This is a genomic window from Alienimonas chondri (assembly GCF_013036045.1).
Taxonomy (GTDB): domain Bacteria; phylum Planctomycetota; class Planctomycetia; order Planctomycetales; family Planctomycetaceae; genus Alienimonas; species Alienimonas chondri.
Map to the genome: position 1 here is coordinate 1 of NZ_WTPX01000064.1, position 25,596 is coordinate 25,596.

Annotated in this window: 22 protein-coding genes and 1 pseudogene; 11 read left to right on the plus strand and 12 right to left on the minus strand. The window is 68.8% G+C overall.

The genetic code is table 11. The annotated features are described in order from the left end of the window. Together LzC2_RS11155 and LzC2_RS11160 are read right to left on the minus strand one after the other, a co-directional pair. Positions 1 to 383 (minus strand): hypothetical protein (locus tag LzC2_RS11155; protein ID WP_171186885.1); only part of this gene is annotated, 383 nt, incomplete at its 3' end. A gap of 25 nt (positions 384 to 408) precedes the next feature. Continuing rightward, a complete protein-coding gene (locus LzC2_RS11160; protein ID WP_171186888.1) occupies positions 409 to 1,170 on the minus strand; it encodes a hypothetical protein in 762 nt (253 codons plus the stop codon). A 98-nt stretch (positions 1,171 to 1,268) separates the two neighbouring features. Here LzC2_RS11160 and LzC2_RS11165 point away from each other — a divergent pair, with 98 nt between their 5' ends. Further along, complete coding sequence (locus tag LzC2_RS11165) at positions 1,269 to 2,699, plus strand: UdgX family uracil-DNA binding protein (RefSeq protein WP_171186890.1); 1,431 nt, start codon at positions 1,269 to 1,271, stop codon at positions 2,697 to 2,699. A 144-nt stretch (positions 2,700 to 2,843) separates the two neighbouring features. On the opposite strand, the gene LzC2_RS11170 is transcribed toward LzC2_RS11165, so the two are convergent. Next, positions 2,844 to 4,016, minus strand: a complete 1,173-nt coding sequence (locus LzC2_RS11170) for a pyridoxal phosphate-dependent aminotransferase (protein ID WP_171186892.1) — start codon at positions 4,014 to 4,016, stop codon at positions 2,844 to 2,846. Between the two features lie 66 nt (positions 4,017 to 4,082). Between LzC2_RS11170 and LzC2_RS11175 the strand changes: the two genes are divergently transcribed. The 3 genes from LzC2_RS11175 (at position 4,083) to LzC2_RS11185 (ending at position 8,125) form a co-directional block, all read left to right on the plus strand. Beyond that, positions 4,083 to 4,961 (plus strand): class I SAM-dependent methyltransferase, encoded by an 879-nt coding sequence (locus tag LzC2_RS11175; RefSeq protein ID WP_246254938.1) that lies wholly within the window; start codon positions 4,083 to 4,085, stop codon positions 4,959 to 4,961. A 99-nt stretch (positions 4,962 to 5,060) separates the two neighbouring features. After that, positions 5,061 to 5,462, plus strand: a complete 402-nt coding sequence (locus LzC2_RS11180; RefSeq protein ID WP_171186894.1) for a BlaI/MecI/CopY family transcriptional regulator — start codon at positions 5,061 to 5,063, stop codon at positions 5,460 to 5,462. After that, entirely contained in the window at positions 5,459 to 8,125 is a 2,667-nt protein-coding gene (locus LzC2_RS11185) for a M56 family metallopeptidase (RefSeq protein ID WP_171186897.1), read from the plus strand. Before LzC2_RS11180 ends, LzC2_RS11185 begins: the two co-directional genes overlap by 4 nt. A gap of 20 nt (positions 8,126 to 8,145) precedes the next feature. Here the strand turns inward: LzC2_RS11185 and purH are convergent, their stop codons facing one another. Both purH and LzC2_RS11195 read right to left on the minus strand, forming a co-directional pair. Continuing rightward, positions 8,146 to 9,735, minus strand: a complete 1,590-nt coding sequence (gene purH / locus LzC2_RS11190) for a bifunctional phosphoribosylaminoimidazolecarboxamide formyltransferase/IMP cyclohydrolase (RefSeq protein ID WP_171186899.1) — start codon at positions 9,733 to 9,735, stop codon at positions 8,146 to 8,148. Positions 9,736 to 9,802: 67 nt separating this feature from the next. Continuing rightward, positions 9,803 to 11,179, minus strand: coding sequence for an outer membrane protein assembly factor BamB family protein (locus LzC2_RS11195; protein WP_171186901.1), 1,377 nt, complete (start codon positions 11,177 to 11,179; stop codon positions 9,803 to 9,805). Between the two features lie 165 nt (positions 11,180 to 11,344). On the opposite strand from LzC2_RS11195, the gene LzC2_RS11200 reads away from it, so the two are divergent. Beyond that, the gene (locus tag LzC2_RS11200; RefSeq protein ID WP_171186904.1) at positions 11,345 to 12,718 is read left to right on the plus strand and encodes a HEAT repeat domain-containing protein; all 1,374 of its coding nucleotides are present in this window, start codon (positions 11,345 to 11,347) and stop codon (positions 12,716 to 12,718) included. 193 nt (positions 12,719 to 12,911) lie between these two features. Here the strand turns inward: LzC2_RS11200 and LzC2_RS11205 are convergent, their stop codons facing one another. Further along, a complete protein-coding gene (locus LzC2_RS11205) occupies positions 12,912 to 13,403 on the minus strand; it encodes a ferritin-like domain-containing protein (RefSeq protein ID WP_171186906.1) in 492 nt (163 codons plus the stop codon). A gap of 254 nt (positions 13,404 to 13,657) precedes the next feature. Then, entirely contained in the window at positions 13,658 to 14,302 is a 645-nt protein-coding gene (locus LzC2_RS11210; protein WP_171186908.1) for a hypothetical protein, read from the minus strand. A 386-nt stretch (positions 14,303 to 14,688) separates the two neighbouring features. Between LzC2_RS11210 and LzC2_RS11215 the strand changes: the two genes are divergently transcribed. Next, positions 14,689 to 15,309: a gluconokinase gene (locus tag LzC2_RS11215; RefSeq protein WP_171186910.1), complete on the plus strand. Its 621-nt coding sequence runs from the start codon at positions 14,689 to 14,691 to the stop codon at positions 15,307 to 15,309. 46 nt (positions 15,310 to 15,355) lie between these two features. Next, the gene (gene lnt / locus LzC2_RS11220) at positions 15,356 to 17,464 is read left to right on the plus strand and encodes an apolipoprotein N-acyltransferase (protein WP_171186912.1); all 2,109 of its coding nucleotides are present in this window, start codon (positions 15,356 to 15,358) and stop codon (positions 17,462 to 17,464) included. 79 nt (positions 17,465 to 17,543) lie between these two features. Here the strand turns inward: lnt and LzC2_RS11225 are convergent, their stop codons facing one another. Further along, positions 17,544 to 18,743, minus strand: a complete 1,200-nt coding sequence (locus LzC2_RS11225) for a DUF4142 domain-containing protein (protein WP_171186913.1) — start codon at positions 18,741 to 18,743, stop codon at positions 17,544 to 17,546. A 293-nt stretch (positions 18,744 to 19,036) separates the two neighbouring features. On the opposite strand from LzC2_RS11225, the gene LzC2_RS11230 reads away from it, so the two are divergent. After that, positions 19,037 to 20,440, plus strand: coding sequence for a deoxyribodipyrimidine photo-lyase (locus tag LzC2_RS11230; RefSeq protein ID WP_171186915.1), 1,404 nt, complete (start codon positions 19,037 to 19,039; stop codon positions 20,438 to 20,440). Here the strand turns inward: LzC2_RS11230 and LzC2_RS11235 are convergent. Together LzC2_RS11235 and LzC2_RS11240 are read right to left on the minus strand one after the other, a co-directional pair. Next, positions 20,437 to 21,543, minus strand: a complete 1,107-nt coding sequence (locus tag LzC2_RS11235) for an NAD-dependent epimerase/dehydratase family protein (RefSeq protein ID WP_171186918.1) — start codon at positions 21,541 to 21,543, stop codon at positions 20,437 to 20,439. The genes LzC2_RS11230 and LzC2_RS11235 overlap by 4 nt on opposite strands. A gap of 96 nt (positions 21,544 to 21,639) precedes the next feature. After that, a complete protein-coding gene (locus tag LzC2_RS11240) occupies positions 21,640 to 22,065 on the minus strand; it encodes a putative toxin-antitoxin system toxin component, PIN family (protein WP_171186920.1) in 426 nt (141 codons plus the stop codon). Positions 22,066 to 22,163: 98 nt separating this feature from the next. Between LzC2_RS11240 and LzC2_RS11245 the strand changes: the two genes are divergently transcribed. Both LzC2_RS11245 and LzC2_RS11250 read left to right on the plus strand, forming a co-directional pair. Next, entirely contained in the window at positions 22,164 to 22,580 is a 417-nt protein-coding gene (locus LzC2_RS11245; RefSeq protein WP_206678666.1) for a diacylglycerol kinase family protein, read from the plus strand. Positions 22,581 to 22,777: 197 nt separating this feature from the next. Further along, positions 22,778 to 22,975, plus strand: coding sequence for a cold-shock protein (locus LzC2_RS11250; RefSeq protein WP_171186922.1), 198 nt, complete (start codon positions 22,778 to 22,780; stop codon positions 22,973 to 22,975). 233 nt (positions 22,976 to 23,208) lie between these two features. On the opposite strand, the gene LzC2_RS11255 is transcribed toward LzC2_RS11250, so the two are convergent. Both LzC2_RS11255 and LzC2_RS11260 read right to left on the minus strand, forming a co-directional pair. Then, a complete protein-coding gene (locus LzC2_RS11255) occupies positions 23,209 to 24,078 on the minus strand; it encodes a hypothetical protein (RefSeq protein WP_171186924.1) in 870 nt (289 codons plus the stop codon). Positions 24,079 to 24,117: 39 nt separating this feature from the next. Then, on the minus strand, positions 24,118 to 25,236 hold the full coding sequence (locus LzC2_RS11260) for a DUF1570 domain-containing protein (protein ID WP_171186926.1): 1,119 nt from the start codon (positions 25,234 to 25,236) through the stop codon (positions 24,118 to 24,120). A gap of 158 nt (positions 25,237 to 25,394) precedes the next feature. Between LzC2_RS11260 and LzC2_RS11265 the strand changes: the two are divergent. Further along, a pseudogene (locus LzC2_RS11265) lies at positions 25,395 to 25,596 on the plus strand (hypothetical protein); the annotation flags it as partial.

The window sequence follows — 25,596 nt, forward strand, 5'->3', positions numbered from 1 at the left end:
GAGACCGGCGGGGCGACGCTGCCCGCCGGCGCCCCCGGCACCGGCCGTACCGGCGCTTCGGCCGCTTCGACCGGCGTCTTACCGTCGGCGGACGGGTGAAACGCCACGTGCAACGCCGCGCCGAGCGTTCCGCACGCCTCCGCCGCATCCCGATCGCCGTAGAGCATCACCGCGACGCCCTTGGATGGACCGCCGACGGTGTGGTTCGCCCGGAATTGATCTTGCAGAGTGAACGCCGCAAACGTCACCGGCTCGACCGTGTTCGGTTCCTCGCCGGCCGCGACCGCCGGGTCCGAAGCCAGTGCGACGGCGACCAGCAGCGAGGGGAGAAGAGCGGTCGTGGGAGGCGTCTGCGGGGGACGAAGAGCCGTGGCATAGAACAACGCGGTCCGAAAGGCGAGCGGGGCCTCAGCGCTCCGCGGCCTCCGCACGCCCCGGCCCGCCGCGTCGCTCGGGGAGCGAATGCCGACCGGCGACCTGTTCCTCATACGTCCATCGAGCGCGGGCGTTCAGGCGGCGCCGCACTTCGGACTGCTCCCGCGGGGTCAGTCGCACGTCCGGGGCATCGGGCGGAACGAACACGGCGATCGCTCTGCGGATGTCGCCGGGCATCTCCGCCGCGGGAACGCCGTCGATGCTGAGGAGCTTCCATCGCAGCGTCTCTTCCCGCCATCGCCAGCGAGCGCCGGCGGGGCCGCTTCGTTCGGTTCCGTCCCGCTTGCCGCGGAAGGCCTCAAACATCGCTTCGCGGACTTCGTCCGGGTCCGCGACCACCCGCCCGCCCCGTTCGATCGCGGCGATCAACGATTGCTCCGCATCGTCCAATTCCGCCGGGTCGGCGACCTCGCGGGGGACGTGAATCTGCGCGTAGTCCTGGCTGCACCGGTACACCGGCTGATGAGCCGCGACCCGCGTGCCCCACCAGGCACCGGACTGTTTCTCGACTTCGCCCGGTTCGCCGTCGCCGTTAGGCGGCGCGCTTCCCGATGCGGGCGCGCCGTCTAACGGCGACGGCGAACCGGCGGGGCGAAACACTTTCACGTAGAACGCTTCGCTCAGTTCGGAGCGGTCGATGCGGTATCGCCGTCCGCCGCGGATGCAGGCCAACGTCGCCGCCGCGTGCAGGTACTCGATGCTGTCCACCGGCTGGCGGGCCTGTCTGTTCTTCATCGCCTTGGAAACCGTACGTCGGGGCGATTCCTAACCTGTCGGAGTGCATGTTCGGACGTACAATAACCAGTTCCTCTCTCCGGCTCGCTTCTCCCTTGATGCACCACGCGACCGCCGATCGGTGGGAGGATTTTCGCGTCCTCGCCCGTCAATTGGCGGCCGCCCGTTTGTCGCCCGCGGAGGTGCGCTGGACTGACCTTCGCGACGGCGCCGGCGACAGTCTGTTCGATGAGGAACCGATCGCGAACGCCGCTGTCCCCGAAGACGGCCCCCCGCTCAAGGTGCCGCCTGCGTTTCTGAAGCTCGCGCGGGGGGCGGCTTGTCACAGCGATCCGGGCCGCTGGGAAACGCTCTACGGCCTGTTGTGGCGACTGAGCCACGGCGAGCCGCATTTGATGAGCGACGCCGCCGACCCGGACGTCGTTCGCCTGACGATGTGGGCGAAGGCCGTGCGGCGGGACGTGCACAAAATGAAAGCGTTCGTGCGGTTCCGTCGGATCAACGATGCAAACACTTCCCACGGCGAGCGATTCGTCGCCTGGCATCGGCCGGATCATCACATCGTGCGGGCGGCGGCGCCGTTCTTCGTGCGTCGGTTCGCCCCGATGCATTGGGCGATCCTCACGCCGCGGGAGTCCGTGGAGTGGGACACCCACGACCTCGCCTTCGGCCCGGGCGTTCCCCGGTCCGAGCTTCCGGCAGACGACCCGACCGAAGAGTTGTGGGACACCTACTATCGTCACATCTTCAATCCCGCCCGGCTGAAGATCAAAGCGATGAAGGCCGAATTGCCCGTCCGTCACTGGCCGACGCTGCCCGAAGCCGCCGCCATCCCCGACCTGATCCGCAGCGCCGCCGACCGCGAGCGGCGGATGATCTCCACCACCGAAGGATTTGCGATGTCCGCCGCCGAGTATCTGCCCGAAGCCCCCGAGCGCCGCACGGATCTCTCCGCACTGGAGCGAGCCGCCGAGGCCTGCAAAGGCTGCGACCTCTACAAGGACGCCACGCAGACCGTGTTCGGCGCCGGCCCGGCCGACGCGGAGATCGTGTTCGTCGGCGAGCAGCCCGGCGACAACGAGGACCGACAGGGCGAGCCGTTCGTCGGCCCCGCCGGGCAGGTGTTGAACGACGCCCTCGAAGACGCCGGCATCGACCGGTCGAAGGTCTATATCACGAACGCGGTCAAACATTTTAAGCACACGTTGCAGGGTTCCAGGCGCATTCACGCCAAACCCAGCGCCCGCGAGGTCACCGCCTGCAAACCGTGGATCGAAGCCGAGTTCGCGGCGATCAAACCGAAAGCGATCGTCTGCCTCGGCGCGACGGCGGCCCAGGCGATTTTGGGACGCGACTTCCGCATCACCAAGCAGCGGGGGGAGATCCGGGAGACCGATTTCTCCCCGATCACCACCGCCACCTGGCACCCCAGCGCCATCCTGCGGAACCCGGAGGAGGACGCCACGCAGCGGATGTACGACGACCTCGCGGACGACCTGTACGCGGTGGCCCAGCTGATGACGAAGTGAAGAGTTCATTTCTCCCCTCTCCCTTGAGGGAGAGGGGCCGGGGGTGAGGGTGAGCGAGCCTTCACCCGTCAGCGTTCGGGTCGCGGTCTGCAACGATGCGAGAGCAGCCGGATCATGCAAGTTGCACGTACGACTTCAGCCCCCTCACCCCCGACCCCTCTCCCCCAAAAAGGGGCGAGGGGAGCAATAATCGTCGCACTGCGGCCCGCGTTTCGCCAGCCGGTTCAAGACCTCGGCGCCACGTCGGATGACGTCGTCCGTCGCGGCGTAGCTGATGCGGAAGTGGGTATCCTGCTCGCTGAAGACGTTGCCGGGGATGACCAGCAGCCCTTCTTTAATGCAGGCGGCGACGAATTCCGTGCCGGTCCCCCACGGCGCCGGGACGAACATATAAAACGCCCCGTCCGCCCCGCGAACGTCGAAGCGTTCGCCGATCAAACCCGCGAGAAGATCGCGCTTGCCGCGGTATTCCTCGGCCCGTGCGGACATGTCGACGTCCAGCGCCGCCAGCGCGCCCCATTGCGCCGGTTGGGGGCTGCACACGAACGTATATTGCTGCAACTTGATCATTTGATCGACAAGCGCCGCGGGGCCGTGCGCGTAGCCGATCCGCAGGCCCGTCATGCCATAGGTCTTGGAGAACCCGCCGACGACCAGACAGTTCTCGTCGAACTTCGCCGGGCTGACGAACGCCCCGTCGTGGCAGAACAGGTCGTAGATTTCGTCGGAGATCAGCGGTACGCCGGTCTCCCGGCTGATCGCCGCCATGCCGCGGGCTTCCTCCTCCGTCATCACCGAGCCGGTCGGGTTGGCGGGGCTATTACAGAGAATCGCCTTCGTCTTCGGCCCGATCGCGGCCCGCACCTTGTCCAGATCGATGCGAAAATCCGGGTAGGTATCCACGAACTTGCAGACGCCCCCGCACAACGTCGTGAGGTGCTTATACATCACGAAGTACGGGTCGAACGCCACGACCTCGTCCCCCGGGTTCACCAGGGCGGACAGGGCCAGCATCAGCCCGCCGCTGGTCCCGCTGGTGACGAACGCCCGCCGGTCGGCGTGGCCGTAGGTTTCGTCCGCCGTCGCCTGCAAGCGGGCGACCAGCGAGGCGATCCCCTGGCTGGGGCTGTAGGCGTTGCGATCCTCGGCGACGGCGGTCGCGATCGCTTCTTTGACCGCGTCCGGCACCGGATAGTGCGGCTGGCCGATCGAGAGGTTGATCGGGTCTTCCAGCTGCGCGGCAAGATCGAAGACCTTGCGAATCCCGCTGGCGTCGATCCCGCGGGCGCGGTCGGAGAAGGAGAAAGCGGCGGCCATCGGGGGCGAAGAAAAAGTGAACGGCTATCCTGCGGCTCACTCTACCCAACTCGCCCGCCCCCGCCGATGCCCGCTGACTCCGACACGCCCGCCGCCGACATGGACGACGCTGACGACGACGTCCTCGTCCCCATCCCCCCCGATCACGGCGAGGCAGAGCCGGCCCCCGAGGAGGTGCAGGCGAATCTATACGACTTCCCCAAATACTATGACCTCGTCTTCGGTAGCGACTGGAAGGCCGAATACGACTTCTTGCTCGACGGCATCAAGAAGCACGGCGACGGCGCCGTCCAGACGATGTTCGAACCGGCCTGCGGCACCGGCCGATTGATGGTGAAGCTCGGCAAGGCCGGCTATGCGATCGCGGGAAACGACCTCAATGAAAAAGCCGTCGCCTTCTGCAACGCCCGTCTCGCCCGGCACGGGCTGCCGGAAACGGCCGTCGTCGGCGATATGGCCGATTTTTCGGTCGAGGAGCCGGTCGACGCCTGCTTCAATATGATCAATTCGTTTCGCCATCTCGGCTCTCAGGCGGAAGCGGAATCGCACCTGAACTGCATCGCCGACGCCCTCCGTCCGGGCGGTCTCTATTTCCTCGGCCTGCACCTCACGCCGGAGGACGACGACTGGGAGGGCGAGGAGACCTGGCACGCCCGCCGCGGTCAGCTCAGCATTATCTCCGACCTCCGCACGACCCACTTCGACCGGGCGAACCGCATGGAAACGCTGGGAATGACGTTCGACGTCTCCACCCCCACCCGGCGTTTCATCATGCGGGACGTGATGCATTATCGCACCTATACCCGCGTCGAGATCAAAGAATTATTTCAGACCGTGGACCGATTCGAGATTCTGGAGACCTACGACTTCTGCTACGAAATCGACGAGCCGATCGAGATCGACGCCCTCACCGAAGACGTCGTCTTCGTGCTCAAGAAGAAATGATCCGCGGCACGGTTCGCGCAGCAAGCGCTTGACACACAGACACGGCGTCTGCATCGTCAAGTCACAGACATCCCGTCTGCGATCCGACCGGCTCCGCCGATGACTCTGCCCGACGCCGAATTGGCGGCGCTGTCCGCCCTGTGGGACGACGCCCCGCGGACAGCCCGCCAGTTGTGCGAGACGCTGTACGGGCCGCCCACGCCGGGCGGCACGGCGACGGTGCAAACGCTGCTGGCGCGGCTCGAACGTAAGGGATTCGTGCTTCGCGATCGCTCCGAGCGGGCGCATCGCTTCGCCCCCGCCGTGACCCGCGAGGGGTTCGCCGGGGCGGAACTCGCCGGATTGGCGGAGCGGCTCTCGTCCGGGTCGCTAACCCCGTTGTTGAGCCATCTGGTCGACGCGGGGCAGCTCACCGAGCGCGATCTGGACGACCTCCGCGGCCTGCTCGCCGCTCGACGGGCTGCCGATTCTTCGCCCCGACACGAGGGGGCGAACGGATGAGCGAACTGTTCCCTCAAACGCCCGCCGACTGGCTCGCGGCGGGGGCGCTGCACGCGGGCCTCGCGTCGCTGTTGGCAATTGGCGTGTGGCTGCTGACCCGAGTCTGGCGGAACCCGCACGTCGGCCGCGTGCTGTGGTTGGCGGTGCTGGCGAAGCTGATCTGCCCGCCGCTGTGGGCGGTGAGCTTTGCAGCGACGGAGCCGCCAATGAGCCCCGCCCGTCAGGAAGGGGCCGCTCTCAACGTCCAACCGCTCCCGTCCCCCCGCGCTCCCTCCGCCGAATCCGCGAGACCGCCGCAAGGACTGCCGTTCATTTCGGAGACCGCCGCTTCGGTCCCGCCAACGGTCGTCGTCCCGGTCGAACCGCCGCCGAATCTACCAGAGGGGCCCCTCCCTGACGGCCGGGGCTCCGGGGCCGCCGGGGGTTCGGTCGGGATCGACGTTGCTTCTCGACTGCTCTGGGCTTGGCTCATCGGCACGCTGTCCATCTGGCTCCTCGCCGCCGCTCGTTCGCTGCGGTTCGCCCGGTCCGCGCGCCGCCTGCCGGCGGGGGACGAACGCCTGACGACGTTGCTGGAGCAAGCGGCGACGCGCATGCGGGTCCGCACGCCGCGGCTGCGGATGTCACAGCACGTCGGCCCGTTGTTGTGGGCGGTTCCCTTCCGCCGAGCGACGGTCGTGGCGCCGGCGGGGCTGTTTGCGGGTTCCGCGGAGAGCCGGCTGTCGGACGATCGCGCGGAGGCGCTGTTCGCCCATGAGTGCGCCCACCTCGCCCGCCGGGACCATCTCGTGCGGTGGTTCGAACTGCTGGTCTGCGGGCTGTGGTGGTGGCTGCCGACCGTGTGGCTCGCCGCCGGGGCCGGGCGACGGTGCGAAGAACTGTGCTGCGACGCCGCCGTGCTGGCGACCTGCGAGACGACGCCCGGCGTCGATTCCGCCGCCGCGTACGCCGAAGGGCTGCTCGCCGCGGCGGAATATTTCTCGAGCGTGAAACTAGGCGTTCGCATTCCCGTCCCCCTCCCCGCGAGCGGCGTCGGCCGCCCGCCGTTTCTGAAACGGAGATTCGAAATGATCCTCTCGGACAACCTCCCCCGCCGGCCGCGTCGCGGGGTGCGAACGCTGCTTGCCGGCCTCGCGGGGGCAACCCTGCTGGTGGGCGTCACGTTCGCAGGCCCGCCGGGGGAGGAGGCCGTCGAGGACGTCTCGCTCGAAACGTCTGCGGCCGCAACGCCGAACGCCGAGCCGCTGTCCCCCGCGGTCGGCCCCACGCCTGCGGCGCTGGTCGAGCGGTTCAACGCCGATCACGCGGAGCGGGCGAACGAACTCAACCGAAAGCCGGTCACCGTCGCGGAGGTGACGAAGGCTGTCGCAGACGCCTACGCCGACCGGCCGCCGAATGCGGCGGTTCCGGAGTCGATCTCCCCGATGATCCGCGTGCTCGCCACGCTGCATAACCGCCTGCAAGCAGGCGAACCGCTGCCGCCCGGCACGAAGCTGAGGGGCGGTGCGAGGGACTATGGAATCGGCGACGGCACGATGATCACTGGTTGGGACGTGACTTTACAAGCGCCTGCGGACGACGGCTCGGGGCAGGTGGTGAGCATGGTAGTTCGCAGCGAAACCGCCGCCCGGCGCCCCGCCACGCCCGCCGAGATCGCCGCGGCGCAGGACGCCGTCGACACGGCCGACGCAACGGCTCCGCCGGCGATCGCCCCCGAGCCGACCGCTCTGACGCTGCCGGATGCGGTCGCGGCCTATAACGCGACCGACGCGGGACGTAGGAGATCGGTGACCGTCCAACAGGTCGCCGAGGCGGTCCGTCGCGGCCTGAGGAAATGGCCCGACGAATCGACGGGCGGAGCGTACGGCTGGGTGCTCGGCAACGGCGATCCGCCGGCCGGCTCCCGCCTCAAGATCGTCGCGCACTATTCGCAACCGAGCCTGGACGGCCCCTTCACGCCGTTCGTTGAGATGAGCGCCCCCGGCGCCGGCACGACGTTTCAGTTCGCCATCCGAGACGGCGGCTTGAGCGCCGAAACCCGGGCGAAGATCAGCGCCGCCCTCGCCACGGCGGCGGACGACGCCGAACTGCCGTTGGTCACGCGGCTCAATTTGCTCCGGGAGACGACCGAGCCCGGCACACTGCCGCCGGAGCGGGTCGCCGGGTTGTACGCCGCGCTGCCGGCGCTCGCGAAGGATCGACGTGAGGACGCGAAATCGGTTGTGGAGGCTCTCGAAGCGCTCCGGGCGACGCCGCCGACTGCGGAGTCGGCCCGCGATCTTGCCGAACTGTCGCATGCGTTAGACCATGTCGTGGCGAGTGTGAGGCAACCCGCCGGCCATTTATTGTTTGCGAAGAAAGACTCCGCGACCGGTCTGCGCATCCTGCTGGACGCCGCGGCCTTACCGGCCGGCCCCATCGCGGAATCGGCGAGGATAAGCGGCGGCGACTCTCAGCTCGTGGACGCCGAACAACAAACGCGTCGCCAAGTGGAGTTTGCCGGGGAGGTCCACCGGGGCGCCGTCGCCACATTGCTATGGGCGGTGCGAAGCGCAAAACCGGCGACCGACGAAGCCGCCGCCGTGCTGTTGGAGGCCGCGACATCGGACGACGCGGCAGTGCGTGCCGCTGCCGTCGAGGCGCTCGCGGGCGCCGCGGACTGACGGTCGCGGCTCCCACAATCCTAGTGCCGGAAGTGCCGCCGGCCCGTGAACAGCATGGCGACGCCGTGTTCGTTCGCGGCGGCGACGCTTTCGTCATCGCGTTTGCTGCCGCCGGGCTGGACGATCGCCGTCACCCCGGTGGCGGCGACGGCGTCCACGCCGTCACGGAAGGGGAAGAACGCGTCGCTGCCGCACGCCCCGCCCTGCGCCCGGTCGCCGGCTTTCTCCGCGGCGATCTTGGCGCTGTCCAAGCGACTCATCTGCCCCGCCCCGGCGCCGACCAACTGGCGATCGTTCACGTAGCAGATCGCATTGCTTTTCAGGTGCTTCACGACCCGCTGGGCGAAGATGAGATCGGCCCGCTCCGCCTCGGTGGGTTGGCGTTCGGTCTTGCATTCCCACATCGAAGGATCGACGGCGGCTTCGTCCCGGTGTTGAGCCAACAATCCGCCGCTGACCCGTCGCAGGTCGGTCATAATCTCCGCGGGTTCGAGCAGCCCCGGCAGCGACATCAATCGCACGTTCTTTTTCCACACCGGCTTCGAGGTGAGAAGCGCCAAAGCGTCCTCATCGAACCCCGGGGCGAGCAACGATTCCACGAATCCGGCCGTGGCGCAAATCGCCTCCGCCAGTTCGCGGTTCACCCTGCGATTCACGGCGATAATGGAGCCGAACGCGCTGACCGGGTCGCCGGCGTAGGCCCGCTCGAAGGCGGCGACGGCGTCTTCGTGCTCCGCACAGCCGCAGGGGTTCGTGTGCTTCAACACCGCACAGGCGGGGGCGTCGAACTCCCGAATCAACGCTCGGGCGGCGTCGAGATCGAGCAGATTATTATAACTCAGCCCCTTGCCGTGTAACTGTTCCGCGGCGGCGAGGCTCTCCGGGCCGGGGCTGGAGTCCGTATAGAACGCGGCCGGCTGGTGCGGGTTCTCGCCGTAGGGCAGATCGCCGCGTTTGAGGAACAGCGGGGCGAACCGATTGGGGAACGGGCTGGGCTCCTTGTCCGCCGCGGTCGCCTCGCTCGTATCCTCCGAAGCCGGCAGATCGGCGAACCACCCGGCAATCGCGGCGTCGTAGGAGGCCGTCGTCGCGAAGGCGGCGGCGGCGAGGTCGCGGCGATCCCCCGTCGATAATCCGCCGGCCTTGAGCTTCGCGAGCACGCCGTCGTATTGATCGACGGAGGTCACCACCGCGACACGTTCGTAGTTCTTGGCGGCGCTACGGAGCATCGACGGGCCGCCGATGTCGATCTGTTCGACCGTCTCGGCTTCGGGAAGGCCTTTCGCGGCGGTCTCTTCGAACCGGTACAGGTTCACGCAGACGAGGTCGATCGGCTCGATGCCGTGCTCCGCCATCGCGGCGGCGTGCTCCGGCAGATCGGTGCGGCCCAGCAGGCCGCCGTGCACCTTGGGGTGCAGCGTCTTCACGCGGCCGTCGAGCATTTCCGGGAAGCCGGTGACCTGTTCGATCCCGATCGCCGGCAGACCCGCGTCCTGAAGATGTTTGAGCGTCCCGCCGGTGGAGATCAGTTCATAACCGACCTCCGCGAGGCCGGCGGCGAACGCGGACAGACCGGTTTTGTCCGTGACGGACAACAAAGCGCGGGGCATAACTTCCTGACGAAGGACGAACGACGCGAGTGACGAAACGGGCGAATGATGGCCGGAGCGAGCGATCTTACTCCGCGACCGTGGGATCAGCGTCGCCCGCGGCCGCCTCGGGGGCATCGCCGGCCGGTTCGTCCCCGGCAAACGACGGCTCGACCGGGCGCCGATCCGGGTTGGCGTAGTACACGGGATAGCCGGTCCCGGCGGCCTTCAGGCAGAGCACGATGCCGGTGTTCGTGGAGACGATCACGCGGTCCGTCAACGGGTTCTGGACCCGCAGGGGGAAGCGGTTCAGGCGAATCGAGCCGATGGGGCGACCGTCCTTCAAGTCCAACGCGATCACGTTGTCGCCGTTGTCCGAGACGTACACGCGGTCGGCCGCCTGGGCGAGAAAGCCGGTCGTCCGCGGCGCCTGCCAGATCGGGCGGCCGGTGTCGCGGTCGACGCGGGCGACCCCGCCCCGCCCCGGCGTGACGAACACGGATCCCTTCACGATCGCGGGCGTCTTCTCGACCGGTTCCTGCGAAACGAACTCCCAACGATCCAAGCCGTTGGTGATGTCGACGGCGTACAGGTTCCGGTCCGACGAGGCGATATAGGCGACGCCGTCGGCGGCGACGATCGGGGCGGTGGTCCGGCCGGCGGTTTCAAATCGCCACAGCAGATCGCGGCGCTCGGCTTCGACCCCGTACATCACGCCCTTCTCGTTGGCGAACACCGCCGCGATGCCGTCCAGCGCCACCGGGCCGACGAGCGGCGCCCCGGTCTCGAACCGCCAGAGCTGCGTGCCGGTGGCGAACTCGTCGAGCCGTTTCTCCAGATTGAAATCCTCGATCGTCTCCAGATTGAAGCTGTAGACGCTACCGCCGCCGCTGGGAACGAACAGACGCCGGCCCTCGTCCGTCGGCCCGATCGTCGCGGCGGCGGCCGCGGCGGCGGGGAGCGGCAAGGTCCACAGAATCTCGCCAGTGTCCTTCCGGAGCGCGTAGGCGGATCGCCCGATGCAGGCGATGACCATCGCCGGCGCCGCTTCGACGCCCGGTCCCTCGTCGATCACCGCGGTCGTGCCGACGGGCGTCGCCGTCTGCCCCTCGCGACCGATACGGGTCACCCATTTCTTCGCCCCGGTGGTGAGGTCGATCGCGGTGAGCAGGTTCCCGTCCGTCTGAACGTATACCGCGTCCTCATCTGCGGTGAGGTACTGCACGCGGTCCTGCCCCGCGGGCACCGCGGCGACGGCCCACCACGCCATCTCCAGCCCGGCGGCCCGCAATTCAGTCGGCGTGGGCAGCGTACTCTGCCCGTAGGCCGCTGATCCGCCGAACGGCGCCGCACAGAGCGCCGCGACGCACATCCACGTCCCCGCGCCGACTCCGGCGAACGACCGGGGCGAACGGTTCTCGGGCCGGCGGGAAGGCGACCGGCGGGCGGCGCGGTGTTCGAACACGGGGGCGCTCTGAGGGTTCGGGACGACGCGGGCAAGGACGGCCGAATGGAGCTAACACGCGACCGGAACCAAACGATAACACCCCGTCCCCCCCGTAGGGCATTGAGTGAACCGCGCAGCGCCGGATAATCCCCCTCCCGCTGCTCCCGCGCCCCGAGGTTCGCCGTGTTCGGTTCGACCCGCCCCCCGATCGAGGCGTTCCGCCCCGCGATCGCCGGTCTCGCCGCGGCCTGTGCGTTCGTCGCGGGGGGCGGCGAGGCGACCGCGGATGTGGTCGTGCTGAAGGCCGGGGGAGAAGTTCGCGGCGAGTTCATCGGCGAACCCGATCGCGGCGAAGCGATCGCCGTCCGCACCAGCGCCGGGGCGACGATTCAGGTCCCGCGATCCGAGGTCCGCGAGTGGACCTACCGCGACGCGGGTCAGGAGGCGTTCGCCCGCCGGTTCGATCGCACCCCGGACGATCCCGACGCCTGGTGGGAACTGGCCGAGTGGGCCTTGCAGAACCGGCTGCGTTCGGAGCGGGAACGCGCCCTGAAGGAACTGCTGAAGTTCGATCCGGACCACGAAGAGGCCCACGTCGCGCTCGGCCACAAGCTCGATGGGGGAGACTGGCTCACGCCGTTGGAGTGGCGACGCCGCAACGGGCTCGTGCTCTACGGCCGGCGTGCCGTCTCCCCGGAGGAGAAGGCACTGCTGGAAGCCGCCGACGCTCGCGAAGAGGCGGAGCGAGGCTGGTTCCGACAAGCCCGTCAATGGCAGCGGGCGTTCTCCGACCCGAGCCGTGCCGGCGGCGCCCGGGCGGAGATGGTGCGACTGACGGACCCGACCGCGATCCCGGCGCTCCGCAACTTCTTTGCGGACGACAAGGACGTGCAGGTCCGCACGCTCTACGTGCAGGTGCTGGCTCGCATGCCGGAGACCACCCCGGTCGCGGCTCTCGCGACGCAGGCGATGGGCGACGTGGACCAGTTCGTCCGCGAGCAGGCCGTGCGGGGGCTGGCCGAGGAGACCGCCCCGCACGACGGCCCCGCCCGGGCCGGCGCCGCTCAAACGCTGTTCCGCGACGGATTGCGGAACGACACGAACGTGACCGTCCGTCGGGCCGCCGCGGCGCTCGGCGTAGTCGGCGATGCCAATGCCATCCCGGACCTGATCCGCAGTCTCATCACCACGCATCACTATAAAATCGCCGTCCCGGACACCAGCGGCGCCAGCGCGAGCATCGGCCCCGGCGGCTCGACGAGCGGCGGCCTCGGCACGAACTCGACCGCCGGACTTCCCCCGGAGGCGCTGCTGGCGATTCGATCGCAGTATCCGGGGGCGAACATCCGCCCGCCCATCAACGGCCTGCCCTCGCGGATGAAGCGGGTAACTGTGAAGGTCGAACACCGAAACCCGGAGGCGCTCGCCGCATTGCAGGCGATCCTCCAACGCGAGGCGCCGTCCGGCGGGAACGTCTTCGCTCCCCCGGTCGGCTACGACGAAGCCGCCTGGACCGCGTGGTGGGAGCGCAACCGGGCGGCGTTCGGCGAACTTTGAGTCGGCCCGTCCCCCCTCGCCCCTCTTTGGGTGTGAGGGGCTGAGGGGGCCGAAACCGACCGATCGTCTCTTCGCGCCGCCGCCGCTCGCAGCGTCAATTCGTCTTCATCATGCCGCGAACGCCTGCGTGCGAAGGCTCGCTCACCCTCACCCCGGCCCCTCTCCCTCAAGGGAGAGGGGAGACAGAAACGGCTCAGGCCGCGCGGCTGGTCGCGGTCTTCACTTCGCCCTGTTGGGCGGGGGTCTCGCGGAGCAGCTTGGAATATTCGTCCACGCCTTCCTGCTCCTGAGCGAGGATGTCTTCGAGGAAGATCACCAGCGAGCGGTCGGCGTGTTCCTCGGCCAGTTCGATCGCGGCGGAGTACATCTCGACCGCTTTGCTCTCGAAGGCGAGGGCGTTCTCGACCAGTTCACGCACGTCGCGGGACTGCTTCACCTCGTTCCGCAGCACGGTCGGCACGCCGCCCAGCGCGGCGATCTTCTCGCCGACCAGCTTGGCATGGCCGAAGGACTCCGTGGCGTCTTCCAGGAATTTCGGGGCGTACAGCTCCCGCATCAGCCCCTCGACGATAAACGCCGCCTGTGAGTACTGCTGCACGCCGGTCCATTCGTGCTTCAGGATCTCGTTGAGGTGATCGATGATCGGCTGGGATTCGGTCAGCGTGTGGGAAGACGTGGCGTTCATGGCAGTTCCTTGGGAGAGATAGAAGCGAGTCGAACGGAGCTATTTTAGCGAATATCGCCGAATCGACAGCGGCAGTCCCGCCCTTTCTCAGATGGTTCTAGCCGATTGAGACGGAATCGCGTCGAACGCCGACGCTCGTTGAGACGAAATCGCACGGTCGAGGCGTTCAGAGACGGTGTTCGGCGCATGCAGCGACCCGGACGCGGGTCGCATCCGGGTCGCGGAACGGGGGCTGTTTGGGAACGACGCGGCGGTCAGGCGACCGGCCATTCCTGCTGGCAGCGACAGCAATGGAAGCCGACCAGCGTCCCGCTGCCGGGCACCTGCTGACCGCTGGCGTCGCAGACGCCGTCGCTCAGCAGCACGGGTTCGACGCCGCCGGCGCCGCAGGCTTTGCAGGTGCGGTTGGCGTGCAGGATTTTGGCGCGACTCAGCGGGCCGTCGATCGTCACGCCGGCGGGGGTGCCGACCCAGCCGCCGGTGCGTTCGGGGGCGATTTGTCCGGCGGCGATCCGCCCGGCGACGGCGCCGGCCGGCAGTTCGGGGTGGGCCGTCGTGCCGTCGCGGAACCGCGGCGGGGAGAGAATCGCCGACAGCGGCAGGACGTCCGGCGTTTCGTCCGCGGCGGCCCCGCGGTCGGAGGCGGCCGCGTCGTCGTGAGCCGCGTGGAATCGCAGCGTGACGGCGCGATCCCCCTCGACGGCGCCGTCCGTCCGGGCGCTGGCGATTTCGTCGGCGTCACGGCGACGGCCCGCGTCGGCGGAGAACCGCGGGAACGGCAGCACGCGGGGGGCAACCGGGTCGGCGGTCGCGGCAGAGTCCTCGCCCTCGACGGGGCTGGCAGCCTGTTCGCTGGCGGAATCGTCGCCGCGGTAAAGGCGCAGAACGGCAGTCTTCATCGGGTCGTCCTCATCCCTGAGTTGTGGGCGTCCCCGGACGCGTTCCAGATGAAATTCGTCTTCCCGAAATGCGGGAGGAAAGACGACGGTCCATTCGGACGGCGATCACGGGAGCCCCGGCGAATCCTTGCCGGGGCGGCGACGCGAGTTCTATTTCGGCCGCGGGCGACCTGCAAGATCGCACACGATGGATCAAGAGCAGATTTTCCGGAAAAGAAGCCCGCGCGCCGGGGGACTGGGGGGATGCGGGGGTTCACGAAAGGGGCGTCGTGCCCCCCAAGTCCCCAGCCTGCCCCGCTTCGCCGTCGCCGACAGGCGGCGCGAACCCGTCCCCGGGCGCGCCGCCTGTCGGCGACGGCGAAGCGGGGGGCGCTTAAACTGGCGGCATGTCGAATCTGGAGCGCTCCGAACCGCCGCCGCCGCCCGCCGATGCCGTCGGCGCCGTGGTCGTCGCGGGGGTCAGCGGGTGCGGGAAGAGCACGATCGGTCTGAGAATCGCCAAGCGGCTGGGCTGGGTGTACGTGGACGGCGACGATCTGCACCCGTGGATCAACGTCTATTCCATGCACCACGGCCACCCGCTGACAGACGAGGACCGCGATCCGTGGCTCGAACGCTGTGCCGACCTGCTGGAGAACCACGTGGCCAACGGCATCCCCGTGGTGCTGGCGTGCAGCGCGTTGAAAAGCCGCTATCGACGCCGACTGCGGCGCGACCCGGAGACCCTCATCGTGCACCTCGCGTGCAGCCGTGAGGAACTGATCCGCCGCCTGTCCGACCGCGGCGATCACTTTTTCGACCCGACCCTGCTGGATAGCCAATTCGCGGCGCTCGAACCGCCCACGCCCGGCGACGGGACGTTGCTGGTGGACGGGGATGCGTCCATGGAAGAGGTCGTGGACGACATCGTCCGCCTCATCACCCGCCCGGAAGACCGGGCTGCGCGAGAGATCGAGCAGGACGCGGGAAGCACATCCGCCTTGCCCGGTTCGGGCGAACGGTGGTAGGTCGCGCCCGAAGCTTCGCCGTTCGTCACCTCCGCCGCGCCGCCCGATGCCCGTCTCCGCCCCCCAGGTCGTCGACCGGCCGATCGTCGTGACGCCTCCGACCGATCCCGTGCCGTCTGATAGTACGCCGTCCGCAACCGCGCAGCCGACGGAGCGCCTGACGCCCGGTCCGTTGACGACCCGCGAACCGACGGTGCGGGCGATCCTTCGCGACGCCGCCCGCACCGCCCCCGTGCGTCCGCCCGCGCGTACCGCGTGGCTGTGCGGGGCGCTCTCCGCTGCGCTGCTGTGGGCCTGCTTCTATCCCCTGGCGTGGGCGCCGCTGGCGTGGGCGGCGTTGATTCCCCTCTGCCTGCTGGTGCGCAGCCCCGTGCGCACGAAGTGGGAGGTCCGGGCGCTGTGGGCCTGCGGATTCGTGGGAACGGCCTGCCAGATCCAGTGGATGCGGCTCGGCGACCCGGCGATGTATCCCGCGTGGCTGGCGCTGAGCCTGTACCTCGGCCTGTATTTCCCGGCGTTCGTGCTGGCCTGCCGGGGTTTGGTGCATCGGGCGAATGTGCCCTTCGCCGTCGCCGTGCCGGTCGCCTGGTGCGGGCTGGAACTGATCCGCGGTCGCCTGATGACCGGGTTCGGCTGGAACCTCCTCGCCCATTCGCAGTGGGACTGGACGACGCTGATTCAGGTCGCGGACCTCGGCGGGGCGTACCTCGTCGGGGCGGTGGTCGCCCTGGGGAACGCGGCGTTGGCCCTGCTGATTCCGGCGGCGGTTCTGAATCGCCTCGGGTTGAACCGAGACGGATACCAGCCCGGGGCGCAAGCCACGGCCGTCGGCACAGCCGACGGAACGGCCTCACAGGCGCATCAATCTGCGGACGCACGGCCGAAGCTTGCGCTTCGGGCTGGTAAGGCTGGCGCCCCATCCTTCGCCCCGCTGTGGCCGGCGGTGGGAACCGCCTGCGTGTTGGGCGGCGTGCTGCTGTACGGCACGGTGCGGCGAGCCGGCGACGCCTTCCCCGCCGGGCCGCGGGTGGCCCTCGTGCAAACCGATCATTCCAGCAGCCTGCAATCCGATCTCGGCGAGAGCGACGCCCGGTTCACTTCGATCCGGCTGCTCTCGGGCGCCGCCACGCCCTATCGGCCGGACCTCGTCGTTTGGCCGGAGAGCGCCTTCCCGTATCCGCTGCTGTCGGCGAAGGCGGACGTTTCCGAAGAGGCGTTCGCCGCCGCCGCCGCGCCGATCGCCCCGCCGGATTACTTCCGCAGCAACGCGGGCGGCGTCGCCCTGGCCTCCCTCGCGGAGACCGCCGGCGCCTACCTGCTCGCCGGCGCCACCGCCGGGGAGATCGCCGACCCGGACGGCGACGGTCCCCTGCCCGCGCGTTTCACCCGCTACGGCAGCGCCGCGATGGCCGCCCCGACCGGCGGCGTCGGCGCCGACGGCCTCGCCCGCGGGGCCGTGATGGGCCGCTACGACAAACGGCACCGCGTCGTCTTCGGCGAATACATCCCGAATCTCCCCGGCCTTGCCAGCCTGACCCCCTTCACCGAGCAGCCCGGCCAGCAGATCGGCATCGGCGAAGGCGCCGCCGCCGTCGCCTTCCGCATCGAGGCCGTCGGCTCCGATCCGAAGGACGGCGAAGCGAGGAAGTCCTACACCGTCGCCCCGCTGATCTGCTACGAGGACACCGTCCCGCACCTCGTCCGCGACACCGTCAACGCCCTGCCGACGAACGGCGCGGGAAAAGAGACCGGACCGGACGTACTCGCCGTGCTGAGCAACGACGGCTGGTTCGACAACAGCGCCGAGCAGGAGCAGCACCTCGCCGTGAGTCTGTTCCGGGCGATCGAAACCCGCACGCCGGTCGTGCGGGCGGCGAACACCGGCGTCAGCGCCGTGATCGACGGCGACGGCGTGCCCCGCGAACCGGCCGTCTATCTGAACGAACAGGGCGAATCGGTCGATGTGGCGACGCTCCCCAACGCCGCTCTGCCGGACGATGAGGCCTGCGTGCTGATCGCCGACGTGCCTCTGGACCCGCGACGCAGCCTCTATCTGCAGATCGGCGACGCCTTCGCGTTCCTCTGCGGTCTGGCGGCCTGCATCGGCTTCGCGCTGAACCTCCGGCGGCGGCCCGTGATCGCTGCGGCAGCCTGAGCGCCCCGCCGTGAAAAGAAGCGACCCGGACGCTCCAAAGCGTCCGGGTCGCTGATCGTTCCGAGAGACCGCCTCGCCGTCAGTTGCCCGCGGCGGGGTTCGTGGAGGCGACCTGCCCCATCACCCGAATCGCTTCGGTGAGGTGACCCTGCGTCTCCACGCGGCCGGCTTTGAAGACCTCCGCGACCTGGCCGTCGCTCTGCTCCGCCGCCATCGCCAGCGTATCGACCATGGAGAGGTGCGCCCCGATCTGCTGGCTCATATAGGCCTTGTCAAACTCGGCCGGGCTGAGCATGTCGAAGTTCTTCTTCAACGTCTCACCGCACCGTTGTTTGAGCTGCTCGCGGAAGGCCAGCACGTCCGCCGCGGAGGCGCCGCGATCGGCGCCGACCACCGGCCGATTCGCCATCCGTTCACGGGGCGCCGCGGCGTCGAGCACCTCGTCCGCGTCCAAGACTTCGTCGACGGAGCCGTTCCGCACGACGGGCGGCGTCACAGGGTTGGTCAATGCCGGATCGGTCAACTGCGGATCAGCCGGGGCCGAGCCGTCGGTCACGACTTCATCCACGACCGCTTCCAACTCTTCCCGCTCCGCCGCGTCACGCAGATCCGCCGCGGCCGGGGCCGGATCGACGGGAGGATCGACGACCGGATCCGTCTCGCCGCGGTAGCCGCTGGTCCGGCGCGTCGGCGTGCCCGGGGTCGCCGAGGTGGCCCCGGCGGCCTGGTCGAGCTTCTGACCGAACGTCGTGTGGGCATCGATCATCTTCTGGGCGAACTGCTGCACCGCGGGGTTCTGCGACTTCTGTTTGGCGAACTGCGCGAGGGCGAGTTCCGCCTGATTGTCCTGACGCACCCAGCGAACGAGGGCGTCGTTCCGCACCGCCGCCGCATTACCGGCGACGTTCATCCCCATGCGACCGGCCTGCGGTTGATCCTGACGATCAGTCCCGCGGCGGTTCATCGGGCGATCGCCGGCCTGCGGGATCTGGCCGTCGCGAAGTTGCCCCTGGCGGGGCTGCCCCGGGCGAAGTCGGCCATCTTGGATCCGGCCTTCCTGAAGATTCTCGGCTTGATTGCGAAGGACGTCCCTTCGATCCTGCCGGGGAGCGATCCGTTCCTGGAGCGTGTCGAGCCGGCTCTGGGTGTTGTTCAGTCCCTCTCGGATCTCCTGTTCGACACCGGACACATCCTCCCCGGGCGGAACGGTTTGATCCTGGGCGAAAGCCGGGACCGTCAGGGCGACGGCCGCGGCGAAGGAAAGCGCACGAGTGAGCATGGCTGTGGGCGATCAGTAGTCGGGGAGACGGAAGCCCGCGAACGTCGACCGGCTGTCAGGCGGACTCCGTTCCGTGGGGCGCCTCTGCACCCTATCGAGCGGCGACGACGCCCCGGACGCGAACTCCCGCGTGCCCGGGTCGCGGCGGCCCCGAACAACGGGTCAGGGGCGTTCCGCGGGGCGTTTGCCGCGTCCGTCCCCGGGGGCGTCCCTCGCTCCGAACGAACGACGGCCGAGCCTCCGGTCAGCATCGAGGCTGCGGCCAATATCGTTCAGGCGCCTAAGGTTTCTGTATGGCCACTTCTCTGATCGAACCGGAACGCCTCCGCAGGCTGACGGACGCTGATCCCCGCCCAGGGGATTACGTCCTCTACTGGATGCAAAACGCCCAACGAGCGGAGCACAATCCGGCGTTGGAATTCGCCGCCCGCCGGGCGAACGAATTGAAGCGGCCGCTATTGGTTTGCTTTGGGCTGACAGACGACTATCCCGGAGCGAACCTGCGGCACTATCGGTTCATGCTGGAAGGCTTGGCGGAGGTCGAAACCTCGCTGAAGCGGCGCGGGATCGGCTTCGTCCTCCGGGCCGGCGAGCCGGATCGTGTGGCGCTGGATCTGGCGAAGGACGCCGCGGCCATGATCGTCGACCGTGGCTATCTGCGGCTGCAAAAACAGTGGCGGGCGAGCGTCGCGGCGAAACTCGACGGTGCCTGCGAATTTACGCAGGTGGAGGGCGAGGTCGTCGTGCCGGTCGACCTTGCCAGCGACAAGCGGGAGTACGCCGCCCGCACGATTCGCCCGAAGATCAAAAAACACCGCGACAAGTTCCTGGTCGAATTGAGCACGACCGCCGTGAAGAAGGACGCCGGCGGCCTGTCGGTCGAGGGCGATCTGGACCTGTCCGATGTCCCGGCGCTGTGCGATTCGCTCACGCTGGACCGCGAGGTCGGGCCCGTTTCGCAGTTCTTCGAGGGCGGCACGACCGCCGCGAAGACTCGATTGCGATCGCTGCTGGACGACGGGTTCGAGAGCTACGCGGCCCATCGCAACCAGCCGCAGACGGACGACCTATCCTATCTTTCGATGGGGCTGCACTTCGGCCAGATCTCGCCCGTGGAAGCGGCCCTCATGGCGCTCGAGCGATACCCCGAGGGGGAGAACACGGACGACTTCCTTGAGGAACTGATCGTCCGCCGGGAACTCACGCATAACTACGTTCACTTCACGCCTCGAAACTACGACAGCTACGACGCCCTGCCCGATTGGGCGCAGAAGACGTTGGCCGAACACGCCGACGACGAGCGGGAGCACGTCTATACCCGCCAGCAGCTTGAAGACGCCGAGACGCACGACCCGTACTGGAACGCGGCGATGCGAGAGATGCGTCACACCGGGTATATGCACAACTACATGCGCATGTACTGGGGCAAGAAGATCCTCGAATGGACGAACACCCCGGAGTACGGCAACCGCATCACGCGGGAGATTAACGACAAATACTTCATCGACGGTCGCGATCCGAACAGTTACGCCAACGTCAATTGGATCTACGGCCTGCACGATCGTCCGTGGACGGAGCGCGACGTGTTCGGCAAGACCCGCTATATGAACGCCAACGGCCTGCGTCGCAAGTGCGATATCGACGGTTATGTGGAGAAGGTCGACCGCCTCGTCGAGCGGGCGGAGAGCGAGAGTTAATCGCTCATCCCATGGTATTCCTTGAACCACGCCACGAACCGGGCGATGCCGTCTTCGACGGTCGTGCGGGGGGTCAAACCGACCAGCGCCTCCAGCGGGGCGGTGTCGGCGGCGGTGTCCGGCACGTCGCCGGGCTGCATGGGCAGGAATCGCTTCTCCGCGGTCGCCCCGCAGGCGGCTTCGACGGCGGCGATCATCCGGGTCAGTTCCACCGATTCGCTGCCGCCGACGTTCACGATCCGCACCGGCCCGGTCCCGACGTCCGGGCGATCCGGTTGGAAGCCCGCCGGGGGAGCGGCCGGGGGAAGCGCCGCGACCCGCACGACGGCTTCGGCCACGTCGTCGATATAGGTGAAGCTGCGGCTCATCCGCCCTTCGCCGAACACGTCGATCGGTTCGCCCTTCAAAATGCGTTCGGTGAAGATCCACGCCGCCATATCCGGCCGTCCCCACGGCCCGTAGACGCTGAAGAACCGCAGCCCCGTACATGGCAGCCCATAGAGGTGGGCGTAGCAATGGGCCATCAACTCGTTCGCCCGCTTGGTGGCCGCATAGAGGCTCAACGGATGATCGGCAGGCTCGGACGCTTTGAGAATCGCGTCTTTGTTCGCCCCGTACACGCTGCTGCTGGAGGCGTACACCAGATGCGGCGGCGGGCGGTCCGGGTTCTCGGGATCGTCGGCAGCGGCCTCGGCCTGTCGGCGGCAGCCCTCCAGCACGTTGAGGAACCCGTCGAGGTTCGCCGACGCATAGGCGTGCGGGTGCGTCAGGCTGTGCCGCACGCCGGCCTGGGCGGCGAGGTGGATCACGCAGGAGACCGGGCCGGCGGAGTCGAATAACCGCTCCGCCGCGGTGCGATCGGACAGGTCCGCCTGATGAAAGATGAAGTCCCCGGGCGCCTCGATTCCTTCCAGATGGTCGAGCCGCGCCCGCTTCAGCGCCGGCGAATAATAGGGATTGAGATCGTCCGCCCCGATCGTCTCGACCCCGGCGAGCCGCAGCAGTTCCGCGACCTTCGCCCCGATAAACCCCGCGGCTCCGGTGACCAGCACGCGACCGAAGGGCAGCCCGCGACCGGCGGAACGGGGTGAATCGTCGGACATCGCGGGCGCTTTGAAAACGGGCGACGCATCATGCGGAACCGACGGGGCGAACGGAACCGGGGGCCGCGTCGCCGGTCTTTGAGGAACGCCGGCTCATCAGTCCTCGTCCCGGAGCAAGCGGCCCCGCAGCCAGTCGCCGGGGCGATGAATCGGGACGCCGGCGTACTCGCGGACGTCCAACAGGTGATGGTCGTTCGACAGCAGGACATCCACCCCGGCCGCCGTGGCGAGCGCGAGGAACTTGTCGTCGTCCGGGTCTTCGCTCACCCCGCGAGCGGCGGCGTCCTGTGCGGCCGTGGGGAATGCCGGTTCGGCTCGTCGCAGCGCCGCTTGCACGCGGCGTATGCCGCCGGGCCGCCGCACCGCCCGGGGGACGATGAACCGATATTCCTCAAAGACCGCCGGGCTGACGGCCCACCGCATCCGGCCGTCCGTGATCGCGTCCAACAGACGACCGCTCGCCGAGGTCGGTGCGTACGCGGCCCCGACCAGCAAGTTCGTATCGAGGACGAGCGATCTCAAGGCGGAGAGCGGAGGGGGGAAGGCGGAGGGAGACGTGGATACGGTATCGACGGCCACGCGGCCCTCATCCCCCCGCCCTCTGCCTTTCCCCTTCCGCCTTGAACGAACCTCGTCCGCCGCGGCCCGGGTTCACGCCGGCGGGGCGATGGTCGAGCTTCACCTATGCGGCTCGCGGGCTGGCGATGCTGGTCCGCACGCAGCCGAACGCCCGCTTGCACGCTTTGGCGGCGATCGCGGTGACGATCGCGGGGCTGGCGCTGGAGGTGGATGCCGCTGGCTGGTGCCGGCTCGCCGCGGCGATCGCGGCGGTCTGGGCCGCCGAAGCCTTCAATACCGCCTTCGAATTGCTGTGCGACGTGGTGCATCCGGAGTATCACCCCGCGGTGCGGGATGCAAAGGACGCCGCCGCCGGAGCCGTGCTGGCCGTCAGTCTGGGGGCGGCGGCGGTCGGCGTCTTCACCCTCGGCCCGCCCTTCTGGAGCTGGGCGTCGGGGACGTGGCGGGCGCTGGGTTAGACGGACCGCAGCGACGAACGACGGTGCGAAAAGGCCGCCGATCGCCCGCAGAAGAGGGCTGAAAGTTCCGGATCGAGCGGCGATTCGATCTGTGCGGGTCCGGGGGGCGACGCTATGCTGCGATCTTCCCGCCCAAGCTCCGTTCGATACGTTTTCGGTCGGCGCCGGGGCATCTGCGTTTTTTCAAGTGATGAGTGATGGCTGAGGGCACGATCAAGCGACTGACGGACAAAGGGTTCGGGTTCATCGACGCCGGTACCGGCAGCGACCTGTTCTTCCACATGTCCAACGTCGAAGGCATTCACTTCGACGAACTGACGGAGGGGCAGCGCGTCTCCTTCCACTCCGGGCAAGGCCCCAAGGGCCCCCGCGCCGAGAACGTCACCCCCATCTAGTCCCCGGACTAGTATGTAGTGACAGTACCGCGTGCGACTTCGTTCTCAGCCGTCGGCCTTCACCGGCAAGCGGCCCGCGACGCACCGCACGCAGCCCCGCACAGCGTCCCGGCCTTCGTTCTTTGGACGAGGGTCGACGGCTCGACCGGAGCGACAGGAGACCCGCCGCAGTCGGAGCGACTCATTCGCCTCGCCTGCGGCGTTTCTATGCGCCGACGGCTCGTGCGAGTCTCTCAATCAGCGGCGCCCGCGGTCGGACGTTCGACCCGCAGAATCAGGGGCGGGAAGCCGTCGTCGTCCGCGATGCGGCCGAGGACGTTTAGGCGATAATCGCCCGGCTTCTTCGGGGCGATCAGTTCCGTCTCGAACCACGCTCGCCGCGCTCCCTCGTCGTCCGCGGTGCCCTCGAAGAACGGGACCGCGAAGGCGGACGCCACGGACGGCGCCTCCGGGTCCGCGGGCAGAACGGCTTCCACCATCAAGAGGTCGGCGTTTCCGGGGTCGCTCTCCTCTTCGTTCGCGTCCGCGCCGTCGTCCGTCTGCGGCGCCGGCATCCGCGCCACCCCGCGGACGCGGAATCGCTGGCCGGCAGGGGTCTGAAACGGCACGTCGGGCATCGCGGCGGCGGCGTTCCAATCCAACAGCGTCCCGGCATCGGCGGCGAACGGGTCTTGCAGCAGAGCGGACTCGACCGGCTCGTTCGGCGCCGCGAAACGCACCCGGCGGACCGTTCTCAGGTGGGGCATCTCGACCGGCGTGACCCGCACCTCCGCCGGCCCCTCAGGCCACCCGCCCGTCGGCGGACGCAGGTTCACGATGGCCGTCGCGGCGTTCGCGTCCTGCTGCGGTCGAAATCGCGTCGGGACCATCGTGCCCGCGATCACCCGGGGCCGTTCACCGTCCGCGGGCGTCGTCAGCAACACCTCGATCTGACCCAGTACGGGCGGCTCGATCCGACAGACGAATCCCAAGAACCCATCGGTTCGCCGCTCCTGTCCCTCCTCGACTCCCCACAGCGCCACGGTCGGACGAACACGATCGTTCCACGCCTTGGCATCGGCCGGCGGGGCCGCGACGCACGCGATCAGCAAGCAAACGGACATCGCCGGGCCTTCCACGGGGGTGAACGAACAAGGCCAACGCTACAGCGACGCGACGAACCGAGCCATCTCCCCCTCCAACCGTCCCGGCGTCGTGCCGAAGGCTTGGACGAACGCCGCCCGCCGAGTCGCGGGATCGTCATTTGATGCGGCGGTCAGGTCGCCGACCGACCGTAGATAGCGGGCGTAGCGGTCCCCGCGGGTGTGCATCAGGAAGAAGGTGAACGCCCACGCTTCGGAATAGAACGTCAGCGGATCGCGGCCGGACAGGTCGTCGCCGATCTCCCCGAACACCAGCGTGTCGAGATAGCCCTCGGCATGCGGACGGCGGCGGAAGTCCCGCAGACGGCCGGGGTTCGCACGGTCCGCCGGCTTCACGGAACCGCTGGCGCTGAGAAACGCCGGCGCCTCCAGCGCGGTCGCCAGCCCCTCGGCGACCCACCGCGGCGTCCCGCCGGTGCGGTGGTGCAGGCCGGTGTTGAAGGCGATTTGATGGACCGCCTCGTGGATCAGCGTGCTTTCAAACGCCTCTTGTTCGAGGGGAGACGGCGTGGCGCCGCCGCGCGGTTCCCAGACGCTCAGACGATTGCTCGTCGGGCTGTAGTAGCCCTTCAACGCCCGCGGCACGGAGCGGGCCGAGGGAGCGGCGCCGTCGGCGGCGGCGGCCTCGGCGAAGGAGTCGAAGTCCGGATGGACCACGGCGATCAGGGGGAACTCCGGTTCTGTCGGCCGCACCCCGTGGCGGGCGAACCAACCGGTGGCGGCCGCATAGGTGCGTTCCAGCTTCGCCCCGAACGTCCCCGGCGTCCGAGCCGCATGGCGAACGACGAGGTAGCGTCGGCTCGCGAACACTGCCCCGTCCGGCCCGCACTCGCTCCGCAGCCGGGCGGCCGCCGTGTGCGTCGCCAGCGGAGCGAATCGGTCCGCCACCCGCCGATGGGCCGTGACCCCCGCCAGCGGCACCGCGTGCATCGCCCCGACGTCGGTCGTCAGCCACGCGGCGGCGTTCGTTCTCAGCTCCAGCCGACCTTGAACGGGGCCGTCGGGGCCGGTCAGTTCGATCAACGAGCGCCCGACCGGCTCCGCCCCCAGCGCCGTCGAACTGCACAGCGCCGCGGCGAGGGCGGCGAGGAAGAACGCCAGTTTCACCGCGACGGACACGAGGCCACCCTGTTGTGGAGCGAGGAGGATCGAGGATCGAGCGAGGAACGCCTCGAAACCTACCCCGCCCCCTTGTCGCGGGTCGGACGCCCCGGGACGCTGGCTCCGTCGGCGGCGTGTCGCGGCCGGTTCGTCCCGCACCACCGGACCCCTCGCCCATGTCCGCCGTCCTTCTGGCCACCGCAGCGACGCTGGCGCCGCTCGCGGTGCAGGAGGAACGGCCCGGCGAGGCGACGCCGGAGCAGGTCGCCGCGCTGGTCGAATCCCTCTCCTCCCCGAGCCGATCGGAACGGGTGCGGGCGGAGCGGGGGCTGATCGCGCTCGGCCCGGCGGTCGCCGAGTTGCTGCCGACCGCCGACT

Coding starts and splice junctions, on each gene's coding strand:
- LzC2_RS11160 (WP_171186888.1), bottom strand. CDS start 1,170: ATGAAGAACAGACAGGCCCGCCAGCCGGTGGACAGCATCGAGTACCTG.
- LzC2_RS11165 (WP_171186890.1), top strand. CDS start 1,269: ATGCACCACGCGACCGCCGATCGGTGGGAGGATTTTCGCGTCCTCGCC.
- LzC2_RS11170 (WP_171186892.1), bottom strand. CDS start 4,016: ATGGCCGCCGCTTTCTCCTTCTCCGACCGCGCCCGCGGGATCGACGCC.
- LzC2_RS11175 (WP_246254938.1), top strand. CDS start 4,083: ATGCCCGCTGACTCCGACACGCCCGCCGCCGACATGGACGACGCTGAC.
- LzC2_RS11180 (WP_171186894.1), top strand. CDS start 5,061: ATGACTCTGCCCGACGCCGAATTGGCGGCGCTGTCCGCCCTGTGGGAC.
- LzC2_RS11185 (WP_171186897.1), top strand. CDS start 5,459: ATGAGCGAACTGTTCCCTCAAACGCCCGCCGACTGGCTCGCGGCGGGG.
- purH (WP_171186899.1), bottom strand. CDS start 9,735: ATGCCCCGCGCTTTGTTGTCCGTCACGGACAAAACCGGTCTGTCCGCG.
- LzC2_RS11205 (WP_171186906.1), bottom strand. CDS start 13,403: ATGAACGCCACGTCTTCCCACACGCTGACCGAATCCCAGCCGATCATC.
- LzC2_RS11210 (WP_171186908.1), bottom strand. CDS start 14,302: ATGAAGACTGCCGTTCTGCGCCTTTACCGCGGCGACGATTCCGCCAGC.
- LzC2_RS11215 (WP_171186910.1), top strand. CDS start 14,689: ATGTCGAATCTGGAGCGCTCCGAACCGCCGCCGCCGCCCGCCGATGCC.
- lnt (WP_171186912.1), top strand. CDS start 15,356: ATGCCCGTCTCCGCCCCCCAGGTCGTCGACCGGCCGATCGTCGTGACG.
- LzC2_RS11225 (WP_171186913.1), bottom strand. CDS start 18,743: ATGCTCACTCGTGCGCTTTCCTTCGCCGCGGCCGTCGCCCTGACGGTC.
- LzC2_RS11230 (WP_171186915.1), top strand. CDS start 19,037: ATGGCCACTTCTCTGATCGAACCGGAACGCCTCCGCAGGCTGACGGAC.
- LzC2_RS11235 (WP_171186918.1), bottom strand. CDS start 21,543: ATGTCCGACGATTCACCCCGTTCCGCCGGTCGCGGGCTGCCCTTCGGT.
- LzC2_RS11250 (WP_171186922.1), top strand. CDS start 22,778: ATGGCTGAGGGCACGATCAAGCGACTGACGGACAAAGGGTTCGGGTTC.
- LzC2_RS11255 (WP_171186924.1), bottom strand. CDS start 24,078: ATGTCCGTTTGCTTGCTGATCGCGTGCGTCGCGGCCCCGCCGGCCGAT.